A 13,809-nucleotide genomic window follows, 5' to 3' on the forward strand; every position below is an offset into this window, starting at 1 on the left:
TCTTTGTAGGCCTATGGTTATAGCTAAATCGCCTGATGAAGACCGCCAGCCAGTTCATTTGTTCTTCAGCCTAGCCGCTGACCGCGCCAGGTGTGCTAGTTGCTGAGTCAATGCCGCGGCAGAAGAATCAGGCGCGGAATATTTTGCTGTGGGTCGACCTCTACGCTGTAGAGCACCTTGAAGTTCGGCTCCAGCTGTTTGATGCGACTGTCGAGTTGAGCAGTCAGTATCGCGGCATCTCCGCTTTGACGAACCTCAATGCGCACCATGCGTTGTGATTTGACGACTTCACTAGCAACACCATCGAGGGTTTTGCCCAACCGGTCATCATCACTCAGTTCCGGCAAGTCGATGACAATACTGTTGGCTTGGGCAATGGCCTGGTTAATTCCGCTGGTCAGCGCTGGAGCCTTAGGCAGCAAGCTGCGGGCGCGGCTTAGGGCGCTGGTGGCGGTATTTACGTCACCCTTTTGCAAGGCTTGCTGGCCCAGCTGCAGGTAGGCGTCTGCTAGCAGACGCTGGTACTGCTCCAGTTCAGCTTTATTGTTGGCGCCTTCTTGCAGCGCTCTGAGCTGCTTCTCGGCACTGTCGAGATCGCCTTTCTCCAAGGTGTGCTCGAACTGCTGGAGCGCATGGGAAAGGTCTTCACGGGCGGGCTCTGTCGACTGCGGGGCGCTCTGGCATGCGGCAAGAAGCGATACTGCAAATAAACAAATGCCCCGTAAAACCAACGAATTCATGGCGGCGCGTCTCGAATTGTTCAAAAAACGTGCAAGTTTACACCGCCCAGACTAACTACACCAAATCACTCAGGCATTACGTTTGGGCAGGGCAAAACTCAACAGGAACAGTGCCGCAGCAGTGACAACGATCGAGGGGCCCGCCGGGGTGTCTTTGAACCAGGACAGACTCAGTCCTCCGCAGACCGCAACGATGCCCAGTAAGCTCGCTCCAAGGGCCATCTGTTCGGGCGTTCGGGCATGCCGTTGTGCTGCGGCGGCGGGGATGATCAGCAGTGATGTGATCAGCAGTACGCCGACGATTTTCATGGCCACGGCAATCACGACTGCAATCAGCAGCATCAGCCCGAGGCGGATGGCTGCAACCGGAAGCCCTTCAACTTTGGCCAGTTCTTCGTGCACGGTGATGGCCAACAAGTGTCGCCACATCAAGCTAATGACCAGCAGCACCAGGGCACTGCCGCCAAGGATCCAGGCCAGATCGGTTGGGCTGACGGCCAGCAGATCGCCAAACAGATAGCTCATCAGGTCGATGCGAACATCTTGCATAAAGCTCAGGGCTACCAAGCCTAGGGACAGGGTGCTGTGGGCCAGAATACCCAGCAAGGTATCGGAGGCCAGTGGTTGGCGACTTTGCACGGTGACCAGTAGCGCTGCCAGCAGTACGCAGCCGACGGTTACTGCCAGCATTGGGCTGACGTCCAGCATCAGTCCCAGGGCAACGCCAAGTAGGGCAGCGTGGGACAAGGTGTCGCCAAAGTAAGCCATGCGCCGCCAAACGACAAAGGAGCCCAGGGGGCCCGCAACAAGTGCCAATGCCAATCCTGCGAACAGCGCATTGAGGAGAAAATCAGGCATGGTTACAGCCATCTCCGTGAATATGTGGTTTTACCAGGCCCTTGATAACCATGCCGGGTTTCTCGGGGCTTACCACGGCGCCATGGCTGTCATGCTCATGGTCGTGGTGATGGGTGTAGATGGCCAGGCTCTTGGCATCTTGTCCGAAGAGTTCGACGAAGGCTGGATCGAAACTGACCTGCTCGGGATGGCCTGAGCAGCAAACATGGCGGTTGAGGCAAACCACTTGGTCGGTTGTGCTCATCACCAGGTGCAGATCGTGGGACACCATCAAGACGCCGCAGCCATAACGGTCACGCAGTTGGGTGATCAACCGGTACAGCTCGGCCTGACCAGCCACGTCAACGCCCTGAACCGGTTCATCCAGTACCAGCAGCTCCGGCTTACGGAGCAGGGCGCGAGCCAGCAATACGCGCTGCAGCTCTCCGCCGGAAACACTTTGCAGTGGGCTGTCGATAATATGGGCCGCGCCTACTTCGTTAAGGGCTGCTTCAATGTTGGCGCGATTGGCGCCAGGTACTAAACGCAGGAATCGCAGTACAGAGAGTGGCAGAGTCGGGTCTACGTGGAGTTTTTGCGGCATGTAACCGATGCGCAGTTTCGGTTTGCGCCAGACGCTACCCGTGGTGGCTTTGAGCAGACCGAGAACGGCGCGTACCAAGGTGGTTTTACCGGCGCCGTTAGGGCCGATCAGGGTGACGATCTCGCCGGGTTTTACCTTCAGTTCGACATCTTGCAGCACGTTCTGCCCTGAGAGTGTCACACCCACTCGATCAAGGCTGATCAGCGGTTCACTCATGCTGAACCCCGGCAGCCTGAACACTGGCCGACAACTTCTACCGTCTGGCTTTCCACGGCAAAGCCAACGTTTTCGGCGCACAGGCTGATCGCTTCGCTGATCGCTGGACTCTCCAGCTCGATGGCGGCATTACAGTCGCGGCAGATAAAGAAATGCCCTTGATGGGCATGTTCGGGATGGCTACAGCCGACAAAAGCGTTTAGCGACGCGATGCGGTGAACCAAGCCGTTCTCCAGAAGGAAGTCCAGTGCCCGATAAACGGTCGGCGGTGCTGCACGGCGGCCGTCTTCTTCGCTCAGTACTGCGAGAATGTCGTAGGCACCCAGTGGCTTATGGCTTTGCCAGACCAGCTCTAGCACGCGTTTGCGCAGTGCGGTCAGGCGCAGGCCCTGGCGGGCGCAGATGTTCTCTGCTTCTGTCAGCGCATGGTGCACGCAGTGCGAGTGGTCATGGGGGCGTGAAGCCAAAGGGGCTTGATTCATGGTCATCTGGCCAACGACGAAAATTAAGGGAGACGTTATTATATTACTGTACCGTTACCCTTGAGTGTGCCGCCTTGCGCCTTTTATCCGCTGCTAGCCTGTTTTTCGTCACTTATGTCTCCAGTATTTGCGCGCAGGCGCAGGTTCAGGTTCTCACCAGCATCAAGCCGTTGCAGTTGATCGCTGCCGCCGTTCAGGATGAGCTGGGTAAACCTGAGGTTCTGCTGCCTCCTGGGGCATCCCCACATCACTATGCCCTGCGTCCGTCGGATGTTGTGCGTGTGCGTGAAGCCGATCTCTTGTACTGGATCGGCCCGGACATGGAGGGTTTTCTGCCCCGCGTTCTGGAAGGTCGCAGCAAATCCGATGTGGCTGTGCAGACCTTATCAGGTTTGACCTTGCGTCATTTTGGCGAGGAATCTGATGGCCACGACCACGACCACGACCACGACCACGACCACGACCACGACCACGAAGGGCATGATCAGGATGAATCCGCAGCGGATGAGCACGACCATGATCACCGCCCCGGCAGTTTAGACGCCCATCTATGGCTGCATCCTGCGAACGCCCGGATTATTGCGGACAGGATGGCGGCAGACCTGGCCAAGGCTGACCCAAAGAATGCTGCACGCTACCAAGCCAATGCGACTGCCTTTGGTCAACGACTGGCGGCATTGGATCAGCGTATTAAGGCACAGGTGCAAGGCGTAGCGGGCAAGCCGTATTTTGTCTTCCACGAAGCCTATGATTACTTTGAGAGTGCCTACGGCCTGAAACACACTGGTGTATTTAGTGTGCTCGCTGAAGTCCAGCCGGGTGCCCGCCATGTTGCGGCCATGCGTGAGCGACTGCAGAAGACGGGGCCAGCCTGTATTTTCAGTGAGCCACCGTTGCGGCCGCGTCTGGCGCAGACATTGAGTGCCGGGTTGCCCGTTAAGTTGGCTGAACTCGATGCTTTAGGTGGGGATTTGCCTGTAAACAGTAACGGTTACGAGGCTCTGCTTGAGAACCTCGCAACCGGACTGACGGAGTGCCTGGGTTCGCTTTAAAAGGCGAGCGGCAGCGCCAAATCAACGCTTTGGCGTTGAGCCAGGCGCTGTTCGAGTTCGGCAGGATCGTGAATTAATACTTCCTGCCCGGCAAAAGATCGCGCTGCAATCAGGCGTGATAGCCAGAAGCGCACGCAGGCGATACGCAGCATGCTTGGCCATAACTGCGTTTCCGCCGGGGTGAACGGTCGCTGACTGGCGTAAGCAGCCAGCAGGGCTTCGGCGCGCTTATGGTCCAGGCTGCCGTCTGCGTTGGAACACCAGTCATTGAGCGCGATGGCTAGGTCATACAGCATCGGTCCGGAGCAGGCGTTATAGAAATCGATTACTCCGGCCAGATGGTTGCCGTCGAACAATGCGTTATCGCGAAACAGATCCGCATGCAAATTGGCTTGAGGCAGTGCCAGCAAGCGTTGTTTATGCGTTTGAATCTCTTGCAGAGTGTTTTGCAGCAATGAGGCCTGATCACCTGATAGGTGTTTAGCTTGTTTTGAGCCCTCTTCAAGCATCCAATCCAGATCGCGGTCGCTCTGGCGTTTAAGTGGGTGCTCTCGGGTCGCCAAGTGGATGCGGGCCAGCAAATTGCCCACTTCCTGACACTGATGCGCGTTCGGGTTCTGCACATGCTTGCCGCTTAGGCGCGGTTGTAGCAATGCCGGTTTGCCTGCGAGGCTGCGCAGAGCTTCGCCATCTGACGTGCGCAAAGCGTAAGGCACCGGTAAACCAGCCGTGTGCAGTACATCCAGCAGTTCTATAAAAAACGGCAGGTCGGCGCTGGGGCCCCGCTCAATCAGGGTTAGGACGAATTCACCCTGTTCCAGGCTGACGAAAAAATTACTGTTCTCGCTCCCGGCGGCAATGCCCTGAAAGTCGATCAAACGACCCAGATTGTAGGGCGCGAGAAATGCTTCGAGCGCCGGGCGCTCAAGCGGGGTAAACACCGACATTGCAAAACTGCCTTCTTACCAGCTGAAAATTTCCCAGGCCGGAATCAACATATCCGGGCTGTCCGAGCGTATGAACTTGCCGTCACTGCCATCAGCGCGCACCAGAAAATAGGGCTTACCGTTTTTCGGCGTGACTTTAATCGCGTACAAAAAACCATTGAGACGGTATTCGTGGATGGTGCGATCACCGTCCTGACGAATGGTTACATCTGGTTCGGCGCTTACAGGCTCTTCCGCCTGGGCAGTCACACATGTGACGGCGAGTAGTCCGGCCAGCAACAGGCTATTCAGTGTACGCATGATACCCTTACCTTTTTGTGTGCATTGGTGTGGCCATTCTAGCCTCGCCCCCGCTGAAAAGGTTGATCTTGAACATGAGCCAAGCTCCGTTAGTCCTCGTGGACGGTTCCTCTTACCTGTACCGTGCCTTTCACGCGCTGCCGCCACTGACGACGTCCAAAGGGTTGCCTACCGGCGCCGTTAAGGGCGTACTGAACATGCTCAAGAGCCTGCGCAAACAGTATCCCAAGAGCCCGTTCGCAGTGGTGTTCGACGCCAAGGGCGGCACGTTCCGCGATGAAATGTTCGCCGACTACAAGGCCAATCGTCCGTCCATGCCGGATGAGCTGCGGGTTCAGATCGAGCCGTTGCACGCCAGTGTGCGTGCCCTGGGCTATCCGCTGCTGTGCGTTGAGGGGGTAGAGGCCGACGACGTGATCGGCACCCTGGCCCGGCAATGCGCAAACGGCGGTCGCGACGTAGTCATCTCCACCGGCGACAAGGACATGGCGCAGCTGGTTTGTCCGCACGTTACGCTGGTCAACACCATGACGGGAAGTGTCTACGACATTGATGGCGTTAAAGAGAAATTCGGTGTCGGTCCTGAGTTGATCATCGACTACCTGGCGCTGATGGGCGATAAGGTCGACAACATTCCCGGCGTCCCGGGCGTGGGCGAGAAAACCGCATTAGGTCTGCTAACCGGTGTGGGCGGCGGCCTGGATGTGCTTTACGCGAATCTGGATAAAGTCCCGGAGTTGCCGATCCGTGGTGCCAAGACACTGCCAGCCAAGCTCACCGAACATCGCGAGATGGCGTACTTGTCCTACGCTCTGGCGACCATCAAGTTGGACGTGCCGCTGGACATTGAAATCGATTCCCTACACCCAGGCGAGGTGGATGTACCTGTGTTGATGGAGTTGTACAGCGAGTTGGAGTTCAAAAGCTGGCGTGACGAGCTGGTGCGTAACAATCCCGCTGCCAAGGCTCAACCCAAAGCGCTGGATGATGATCTGTTCGCGCTGGCTCCGAGCGCCAGTGCGCCGCAAACTTCAGCAGAGAAGCCCGCCGTGGTGGCTGATGCGCCGAGTGAACCTGCTCAGGCCGCTGTAAGTGGCGAATACCGTTGCATTCTCACTCAGGATGACTTCGATGCTTGGCTGAAAACCCTCGAAAGCGCTGAGCTGATTGCTTTCGACACGGAAACCACTGGGTTGGATTCGCAGCAAGCTCAATTGGTCGGCCTGTCTTTTGCGGTCAAGCCGGGTGAGGCGGTGTATATCCCGGTTGCTCACTCCTATATGGGGGTACCCGCTCAACTGGATCGGGATGAAGTGTTAAAGGCACTGAAGCCGATACTGGAAAACTCCAAAACGCTCAAGGTCGGTCAACACGCTAAGTACGACATGAATATCCTGGCTAATGCCTCCACGCCGATTAGCGTGCAGGGCGTAGCCTTTGACACCATGTTGGAATCCTACGTGCTGGACTCCACCGCCACGCGTCACGATATGGACAGCCTGGCCCTGAAATATCTGGATCACAGCACCATCCGTTTCGAAGACATTGCCGGCAAAGGCGCCAAGCAACTGACCTTTGACCAGATCGAGCTGGAACAGGCCGCGCCCTATGCGGCAGAAGATGCTGACGTGACCCTGCGTTTGCATCAGCATCTGTGGAGCAAGCTGCAGGCTGAGCCGAGCCTGGCCAAGGTGTTGCAGGAAATCGACATGCCGCTGGTGCCGGTGCTGGCGCGCATTGAGCGGCAAGGTGCGCTGGTGGATGCCAATCTGCTTGGCCTGCAAAGTCAGGAGCTGGGTGAGAAATTGGTGGCACTGGAGCGTCAGGCGTTTGAGATCGCCGGTGAAGAGTTCAACTTGGCATCGCCTAAGCAGCTCGGCACGATTCTCTATGAAAAGCTGGGCCTGCCAGTCCTGAGTAAAACCGCCAAGGGCCAGCCTTCCACCGCCGAGGCGGTATTGCAGGAACTGGCCGATCAGGACCATGAGCTACCCAAGGTGCTCATGCAGTACCGCAGCCTGAGTAAGCTCAAAAGCACTTACACAGACCGCCTGCCTGAGCAGATTAATCCGCGCACCGGGCGAATTCACACCAGCTACCACCAAGCGGTGGCGGCCACTGGGCGTCTGTCCTCGACTGACCCGAACTTGCAGAACATCCCGATTCGCACAGCCGAAGGGCGTCGTATTCGTCAGGCTTTCGTTGCCCCTGAAGGCTATAAGCTATTGGCGGCGGACTATTCCCAGATCGAGCTGCGCATCATGGCCCACCTGGCTAAGGATGAAGGGCTGCTAGAGGCCTTCCGCAATGGTCGCGATGTGCACAAGGCAACTGCCGCAGAGGTCTTCGGCGTACCGCTGGACGAGGTGACCAGCGATCAGCGCCGCAGCGCTAAGGCTATTAACTTCGGCTTGATTTATGGCATGAGCGCGTTTGGCCTGGCCAAGCAGATCGGCTGTGACCGCAAGCAGGCGCAGGCTTATATCGACCTGTACTTCGCCCGCTATCCGGGGGTTCAGGCCTATATGGATCGCACTCGCGAGCAGGCTGCGGAGCAGGGTTACGTAGAAACCCTGTTCGGCCGCCGTTTGTACCTGCCGGATATCCATGCGAAAAACCCGGCGCTGCGCAAAGGTGCTGAGCGCACCGCGATCAACGCGCCCATGCAGGGAACTGCCGCGGACATCATCAAGCGTGCCATGGTGGCTGTGGATAACTGGCTGAGTGAGTCTGGCATCGATGCCAAGGTCATCCTGCAGGTTCATGACGAACTGGTGCTTGAGGTGCGCGAAGACTTGGTGGCTCAGGTGACTGAGCAGATTAAACCGCTGATGGGCGGGGCTGCCGAGTTAGACGTGCCGCTGCTGGTTGAGGTCGGTGTCGGTGGAAATTGGGACGAAGCACACTAAGCTTGTACAAGAGTTCAGATATCCGGGGGTGAACCCGGATATCTCTCGCTTATGCATTGATCCTGATCAATCCGCAGTGCTTATAGCTAATGGATTTAAAAAATCCTGAACTTTCCTCGTAAGGCCTGGGTCAGAGATTACGAATGGCAGAGATGCCCTTCGATGCTCCTTTGTTGTGTTAAGTGTTGGCAGACATCTGAACCCCGCCCTAGCGGTTCAGATTATTAAACTCCGAATCTCCCTCCCCATAAGAGGTTCGGAGTTTTTTTTACCTTCAGTCCTGCGCCTCATCCGGTTGAGCAAACTCTCCCAGCTCAAACCACTGCGCCAACACACTCTGGGCTTGTTCGATGCCTTGACGTTTAGGTGCAGAGAACAACTGGATGCTGATTCGGTCGCCCCAGCGCTTGCGAATTTCCTGCTGAACCTTCAGCAAGGTGTTCTTAGCTGCGCCAAAAGCCAGTTTGTCGGCCTTGGTCAAAAGAATGTGCATGGGCATGCCGCTGGCTGTAGACCAGTCCAGCATCATCTCGTCGAACTCGGTCAGCGGATGGCGGATATCCATCATCAGAATCAAGCCGCGCAGGCATTCACGGCTGCCCAAATAAGCTTCTAGGTGTTTTTGCCAGTGCATTTTCAGCGGGATTGGCACTTTCGCGTAGCCATAACCCGGTAGGTCGACCAGGCGGCGATCCTCGTCCAAACTGAAGAAGTTCAGCAGTTGAGTGCGGCCTGGGGTTTTCGATGTGCGGGCCAAGCTGGCATGGGTCAGGGTGTTCAATGCGCTGGATTTACCAGCGTTAGAGCGACCGGCAAAAGCGATTTCATAGCCGCTGTCTTCAGGGCACTGCTCAACTTTGGCTGCGCTGATAAGAAAACTGGCCTGCTGACAAAGGCCGATGATCGGGTTTTTAGCTTGCATTGGGGTATCCGTGGGAGGGCGTGGGCGGGTAACAGGCGGGCTGCCCTTGCGACATATGAGCGCAGTCTGCTTTTGTGTGCCTGGCACAGCAAGCTGCCTCGTTTCCGTTTCATTGTCGCCAGTATATAATGGCGCAGATTTTGTGTGCGCTTTCTACAACAATGTTGAGTTGTGTGCGTGGTACAGGTCAAGATCATCTGCCATAAGAAGCAGAGTACTCCCCGCTTGGAGAGGACGATCTGATGACAAAATTGTTGTTTGCAGCCAGTGTATTGGCACTGTCCTTTAGTGTGCAGGCTGCACAGGACACAGAAGCTGTTTATGCGCGTTCGTGCGGGATTTGTCATAACGGTCAGATCCCAATCGCCCCGGCGCGTGGTGACAAGGTTGCTTGGCAAAAACGGTTGGAAAAAGGCTCTGATGCCTTGGTCCGCAGTGTAACCAACGGCCTGAATGCGATGCCGCCGCGTGGGATGTGTATGGACTGTAGCGCTGAGGATTACCTGGCACTCATCAAGTTGATGTCAGAGTAAGCCCGGCTTAATAAACTATTTCTCTTAGCCGTAAATTGGATTAGCTGATGAACAAAGTACTCGTGAGTCTGCTGTTGACCCTGGGCATCACCGGCCTGGCACATGCCGCAGGCAATGCTGAAGCCGGCCAGGGTAAGGTTGTGGTGTGTGGTGCCTGCCATAATGCGGATGGCAACAGCGTTGCGCCAAACTTTCCCAAACTGGCCGGGCAGGGCGAGCGCTATTTGCTCAAGCAGCTGAAAGACATTAAGTCTGGGCAGCGTACCGTGCTGGAAATGACTGGCATGCTGGATGGCCTGAACGATCAGGATCTGGCTGATATCGCGGCCTACTTCGCTAGCCAGAAAATGAGTGTTGGCGCAGCTGATCCAAAACTGGTTGAACGCGGTGAAGCGTTGTTCCGTGGTGGCAAACTGGATGAAGGCATGCCAGCGTGCACCGGTTGCCATTCCCCGAATGGTGCTGGTATCGCAGCCGCTGCATACCCGCATTTGGGTGGCCAGCACGCTCAGTACATTGCCAAGCAACTGACTGACTTCCGTGAAGGCAACCGTACCAACGATGGCGACAGCATGATCATGCGTTCCATCGCTGCCAAGCTGAGCAACAAGGACATCGAAGCGCTGTCCAGCTACATTCAGGGTCTGCATTGATTCTGTAGCAGTTTGAAATGCTCTGCATGAATAGGGTGGCTTCGGCCACCCTATTTCGTTGTTGGCCCCGCTACAATGAGCGGAACCGACTTCAGACATATAAGTCGAAAGCTCTCCCATACTGCTCTGTACTGTTTAGTCTCCAAGGAGTCATTCATGCGTAATCTGATTCTCGGTGCTGCACTTGCCGCTGCCAGCCTGTTTGCTGTTACAGCTAACGCTGAGCCAATTGAAGCGGGCAAACAGTACGTTGAGCTGAGTAACCCTGTTCCGGTTTCTGAGCCGGGCAAAATTGAGGTCATTGAACTGTTCTGGTATGGCTGTGGCCACTGCTACAAGTTCGAAGAAACTATCAATCCGTGGATTGAGAAACTGCCTGAGGACGTGAACTTCCGTCGCATTCCTGCAATGTTCGGTGGCATGTGGAACGTTCATGGCCAGATGTTCATCACGCTGGAAGCCATGAAGGCTGAGCACAGTGTTCATGCTGCTATCTTCAACGCCATTCACGTTCAGGGCAAAAAACTCGCAACGCCTGAAGAGATGGCTGACTTCCTCGCTACCCAAGGCGTGGATAAGGATGAGTTCCTCAAGACCTACAACTCTTTCGCCGTGAAGGGGCAGGTTGAGAAAGCTAAGAAACTGGCCATGGCTTATCAAATCACTGGTGTGCCTGTGATGATTGTTAACGGCAAATATCGTTTCGATATTGGTAGCTCGGGCGGTCCTGACCAGGCGCTGCAGGTTGCTGATTTCCTGATCCAAAAAGAGCGCGGTGCTCAGTAACTGGTCGTTCGGATGGGTGTGTAAATGCGCAAACGCTGGCCGGCCAGACGCTCTATTGACCTGTGCGATCCACAGGTCAATCCGGCCTGCGAAGCGCAGCAGGAGTGGCCAGCCAATGGCGTCCTGCGCTTACTAAGCTTCAATATTCAGGTAGGGATCAGCACCCAACGCTATCACCATTACCTGACTCGCAGCTGGCAGCATGTGCTGCCGACTGCGGGGCGGCACCTGAACCTGCAACGCATTGGTCAGGTTCTGCACGATTTTGATCTCGTTGCATTGCAGGAGGCCGATGGCGGCAGCTTGCGCTCCGGCTATGTTAATCAGGTCGAGCATCTGGCCCGGCTTGGCGGCTTTCCTTATTGGTACCAGCAGCTTAACCGCAACCTTGGTCGTTTTGCTCAGCACAGCAACGGCGTGTTGAGCCGTCTGCGTCCTTCTTTGCTGGAAGATCATCCATTGCCGGGTCCACGTGGTCGGGGAGCCGTGTTGGTGCGTCTCGGAGAAGGCGCGGATGCAGTGGCAGTGGTCATGATGCACCTGGCTCTTGGTGCCCGGGCGCGTACCCGGCAGTTGGCCTATATCCGCGAGTTGCTCAGCGACTATCGCCATCACGTGCTGATGGGCGATATGAATACTCATGCAGTGGATCTGCTGCAGCATTCTCCGCTGCGTGATCTTGGACTGTGTGCCCCTCAAGTGGCTGCCACGTTCCCAAGCTGGCAGCCGCAGCGCTGCTTGGATCACATCCTGATCAGCCCCGGCCTTGCTATTGAGCGGTGCGAGGTATTGCCGCTACCGATCTCCGATCATTTGCCTGTTGCAGTACAAATTCGATTGCCTACTTCACTCTTTGGTGTTGGTACGCCTATCCTTGGTGAATTTGCAGGCATGGACTGTAACAATGAGCGACGAAACCCAGCGCTGGAAAAGTAAGTATCTGGAAGGCCTGGAACAGCAGGAGCAGCGCGAGCAGCTCTGGCAGACACGGCTGGATCTCTTGCGTCGGGGGCTGGTGCGTAGCTCGCTGGCCGCTGAAGGCAGCGACAAAGCGGTAGACAGTTGCATGCAGGAGTTGCGCGAGCTGCTTCGGCGCAATGATATCGACACAGGCATGTCGGCCCTGATTCCCCGTTTGGAGAAGGCGGTTCTGCTTTCTGAAAAACGTCGTGAGGAGCGCGTCGAGCAAAACATTGCCGGTATAACCCGGCTGACCAGCCAATTGCTGACGATGGACTTACCCCGGGATGTGCGTAAGTCGCTGAAGCAGTTCTCCCGCCAGATCGAGCAACGCGCCAGCCATTCATCAGGCATACCAGGTTTGCTCAGTGAGCTGGGCTCACTGCAAGAGCAGGTGTTGGATGCTGTGAGCTCAGACACGCCTCGTCCTGGCTTTTTGCAGCGTTTGTTTGGCAGCTCTGCGGATGGATCAGCTGCTGCCACTACCGCCAGTGAGGTGCCTCAGGCCGCTGCTGATAGCCTTGCCCCAGAGCCGCTTGCTGTCGAGTCTTACTCGCAACCTGTAAAGGATGAATCCGCCCCTGAGCCTGTGGCCAAAGCCGCTGATACAGTTGACGCGCCGCTGGAGGCTCCGGCTGTAGTTTGTGCTGAGAATGTGGCCGCAGCCGCGCCGTCGCAGGAGCAAGTTGCCATGTTGGCGAGCGCACCCGCGGACGAGGACGATGAAACCTATTCCCTGCCGGACCCACTGGAACCAGGGTATAGCACGGTCGCTCCTCATATCGCCGCCTGCCTGCTACGTCTGCTGGATGAGTTGCAATTGCCCTCGCACCATCAGGCCCAAGAACAGACGTTGCGGCAGAGAATTGATGGCGGGCTGAACTGGTATGAGCTGGTCCCGGTTCTGGATGACATCGTGGTGCTGATTCGGGCCATGAGTAGCACCGGTGAGCAGGAGTTCGTCAGCTACCTCAAGCAGCTCAACCAGCGTTTGGAGTCCTTCCTCGGCACGTTGAGTGAGGCCCACGAAGGTTACAGCGAGTCTGTTGAAAGTGTACGTAGCTTCAATCAGGAGTTGCGTGAGCAGGTCTCCGGCTTGCAGGCCAGCGTGCAGGAGGCTGTGGACTTACCCAGTCTGAAGATGTCTCTGGAGGAGCGGCTGGACGGTTTGCTGACAACCGTTGTCGAGCACCAGAAAACTCATGAGGGTCGCGAAGCGCAGATTACTCAGCGCTTGCAAGAACTGACTGTGCGTGTGGCTGAAATGGAGCAGGAAGCTCAGGGTTTCCGGGATCACCTTGAGGAGCAGCGGCAGAAGGCGCTGATTGATCCTCTGACCGGGCTGTCCAATCGCGCGGGTTGGAATGAGCGTCTTGAGATTGAAATGGCACGGCTGCAGCGTTACGGCGGTGAGCTGTTGATGGCCATTCTGGATATTGATTATTTCAAACGCATCAACGACAGCTACGGACACCAGGCGGGCGACAAGGTCCTGCGGATTATTGCCAGTGAGTTGGCCAAGCGCCTGCGTAAAACAGACTTCATCGCCCGCTTTGGTGGCGAAGAGTTTGTCATCCTGTTGCCTTCAACCCCGCTAGAGGGCGGAGAACAATTGCTGCAGAGCCTGCGCAGTGCGATTGAACAGTGCCCGTTCCACTTCCGTGGAGAGCGGGTTGTTATCACACTGTCGGGTGGTTTGAGTGCCTTCAGCGCCGGAGAGCCTGCTGAAGATGTATTTGAGCGTGCGGATCAGGCGTTATACCGGGCTAAAAACGGAGGGCGTAACCGCATCGAGTTGGGTTAACCGCAGATGGAAGCTGTGATTTGACCAACTGGACAGTATTTCTGCCAAATGGCCTGGGTTTACT

At 56.4% G+C, this 13,809-nt stretch carries 14 protein-coding genes; 7 read left to right on the forward strand and 7 right to left on the reverse strand.

The window, feature by feature from the left end; all coding sequences use genetic code 11:
- Window positions 1–107 precede the first annotated feature (107 nt).
- From WG219_01090 to WG219_01105, 4 genes are all read right to left on the reverse strand, one after another.
- Window positions 108–740 (reverse strand): hypothetical protein, encoded by a 633-nt coding sequence (locus tag WG219_01090; protein ID WXL26112.1) that lies wholly within the window; start codon window positions 738–740, stop codon window positions 108–110.
- 69 nt (window positions 741–809) lie between these two features.
- A complete protein-coding gene (znuB, locus tag WG219_01095) occupies window positions 810–1,598 on the reverse strand; it encodes a zinc ABC transporter permease subunit ZnuB (GenBank protein WXL26113.1) in 789 nt (262 codons plus the stop codon).
- Window positions 1,591–2,397: a zinc ABC transporter ATP-binding protein ZnuC gene (gene znuC, locus WG219_01100; GenBank protein ID WXL26114.1), complete on the reverse strand. Its 807-nt coding sequence runs from the start codon at window positions 2,395–2,397 to the stop codon at window positions 1,591–1,593. The genes znuB and znuC overlap by 8 nt, the downstream gene beginning before the upstream one ends.
- Entirely contained in the window at window positions 2,394–2,879 is a 486-nt protein-coding gene (locus WG219_01105) for a Fur family transcriptional regulator (protein ID WXL26115.1), read from the reverse strand. The genes znuC and WG219_01105 overlap by 4 nt, the downstream gene beginning before the upstream one ends.
- 74 nt (window positions 2,880–2,953) lie before the next feature.
- Between WG219_01105 and znuA the strand changes: the two genes are divergently transcribed.
- Window positions 2,954–3,931 carry a zinc ABC transporter substrate-binding protein ZnuA gene (gene znuA, locus WG219_01110; protein WXL26116.1) on the forward strand — a complete coding sequence of 326 codons (978 nt, stop codon included), beginning with the start codon at window positions 2,954–2,956 and terminating at the stop codon, window positions 3,929–3,931.
- On the opposite strand, the gene WG219_01115 is transcribed toward znuA, so the two are convergent.
- Together WG219_01115 and WG219_01120 are read right to left on the reverse strand one after the other, a co-directional pair.
- Window positions 3,928–4,878 (reverse strand): homoserine kinase, encoded by a 951-nt coding sequence (locus tag WG219_01115; GenBank protein ID WXL26117.1) that lies wholly within the window; start codon window positions 4,876–4,878, stop codon window positions 3,928–3,930. The two genes, znuA and WG219_01115, sit on opposite strands and share 4 nt — an antisense overlap.
- Window positions 4,879–4,893: 15 nt before the next feature.
- Complete coding sequence (locus WG219_01120; protein WXL26118.1) at window positions 4,894–5,178, reverse strand: DUF2782 domain-containing protein; 285 nt, start codon at window positions 5,176–5,178, stop codon at window positions 4,894–4,896.
- 74 nt (window positions 5,179–5,252) lie between these two features.
- Here WG219_01120 and polA point away from each other — a divergent pair, with 74 nt between their 5' ends.
- The gene (polA, locus tag WG219_01125) at window positions 5,253–8,087 is read left to right on the forward strand and encodes a DNA polymerase I (GenBank protein WXL26119.1); all 2,835 of its coding nucleotides are present in this window, start codon (window positions 5,253–5,255) and stop codon (window positions 8,085–8,087) included.
- 274 nt (window positions 8,088–8,361) lie between these two features.
- On the opposite strand, the gene yihA is transcribed toward polA, so the two are convergent.
- Window positions 8,362–9,009 carry a ribosome biogenesis GTP-binding protein YihA/YsxC gene (gene yihA / locus WG219_01130; GenBank protein ID WXL26120.1) on the reverse strand — a complete coding sequence of 216 codons (648 nt, stop codon included), beginning with the start codon at window positions 9,007–9,009 and terminating at the stop codon, window positions 8,362–8,364.
- A gap of 242 nt (window positions 9,010–9,251) precedes the next feature.
- Here yihA and WG219_01135 point away from each other — a divergent pair, with 242 nt between their 5' ends.
- The 5 genes from WG219_01135 to WG219_01155 all read left to right on the forward strand — a co-directional run bounded on the left by WG219_01135 (window position 9,252) and on the right by WG219_01155 (window position 13,745).
- On the forward strand, window positions 9,252–9,542 hold the full coding sequence (locus WG219_01135) for a c-type cytochrome (protein ID WXL26121.1): 291 nt from the start codon (window positions 9,252–9,254) through the stop codon (window positions 9,540–9,542).
- Window positions 9,543–9,589: 47 nt separating this feature from the next.
- The gene (locus WG219_01140) at window positions 9,590–10,195 is read left to right on the forward strand and encodes a c-type cytochrome (GenBank protein ID WXL26122.1); all 606 of its coding nucleotides are present in this window, start codon (window positions 9,590–9,592) and stop codon (window positions 10,193–10,195) included.
- Window positions 10,196–10,351: 156 nt separating this feature from the next.
- Window positions 10,352–10,981, forward strand: a complete 630-nt coding sequence (locus WG219_01145; protein ID WXL26123.1) for a thiol:disulfide interchange protein DsbA/DsbL — start codon at window positions 10,352–10,354, stop codon at window positions 10,979–10,981.
- Between the two features lie 24 nt (window positions 10,982–11,005).
- The gene (locus WG219_01150) at window positions 11,006–11,917 is read left to right on the forward strand and encodes an endonuclease/exonuclease/phosphatase family protein (GenBank protein WXL26124.1); all 912 of its coding nucleotides are present in this window, start codon (window positions 11,006–11,008) and stop codon (window positions 11,915–11,917) included.
- The gene (locus WG219_01155; protein ID WXL26125.1) at window positions 11,886–13,745 is read left to right on the forward strand and encodes a diguanylate cyclase; all 1,860 of its coding nucleotides are present in this window, start codon (window positions 11,886–11,888) and stop codon (window positions 13,743–13,745) included. Before WG219_01150 ends, WG219_01155 begins: the two co-directional genes overlap by 32 nt.
- The last annotated feature ends 64 nt before the right edge of the window (window positions 13,746–13,809 follow it).

Origin of the sequence: Pseudomonas mendocina, from assembly GCA_037482215.1 — a bacterium.
GTDB classification, from domain to species: Bacteria; Pseudomonadota; Gammaproteobacteria; order Pseudomonadales; family Pseudomonadaceae; genus Aquipseudomonas; species Aquipseudomonas mendocina_E.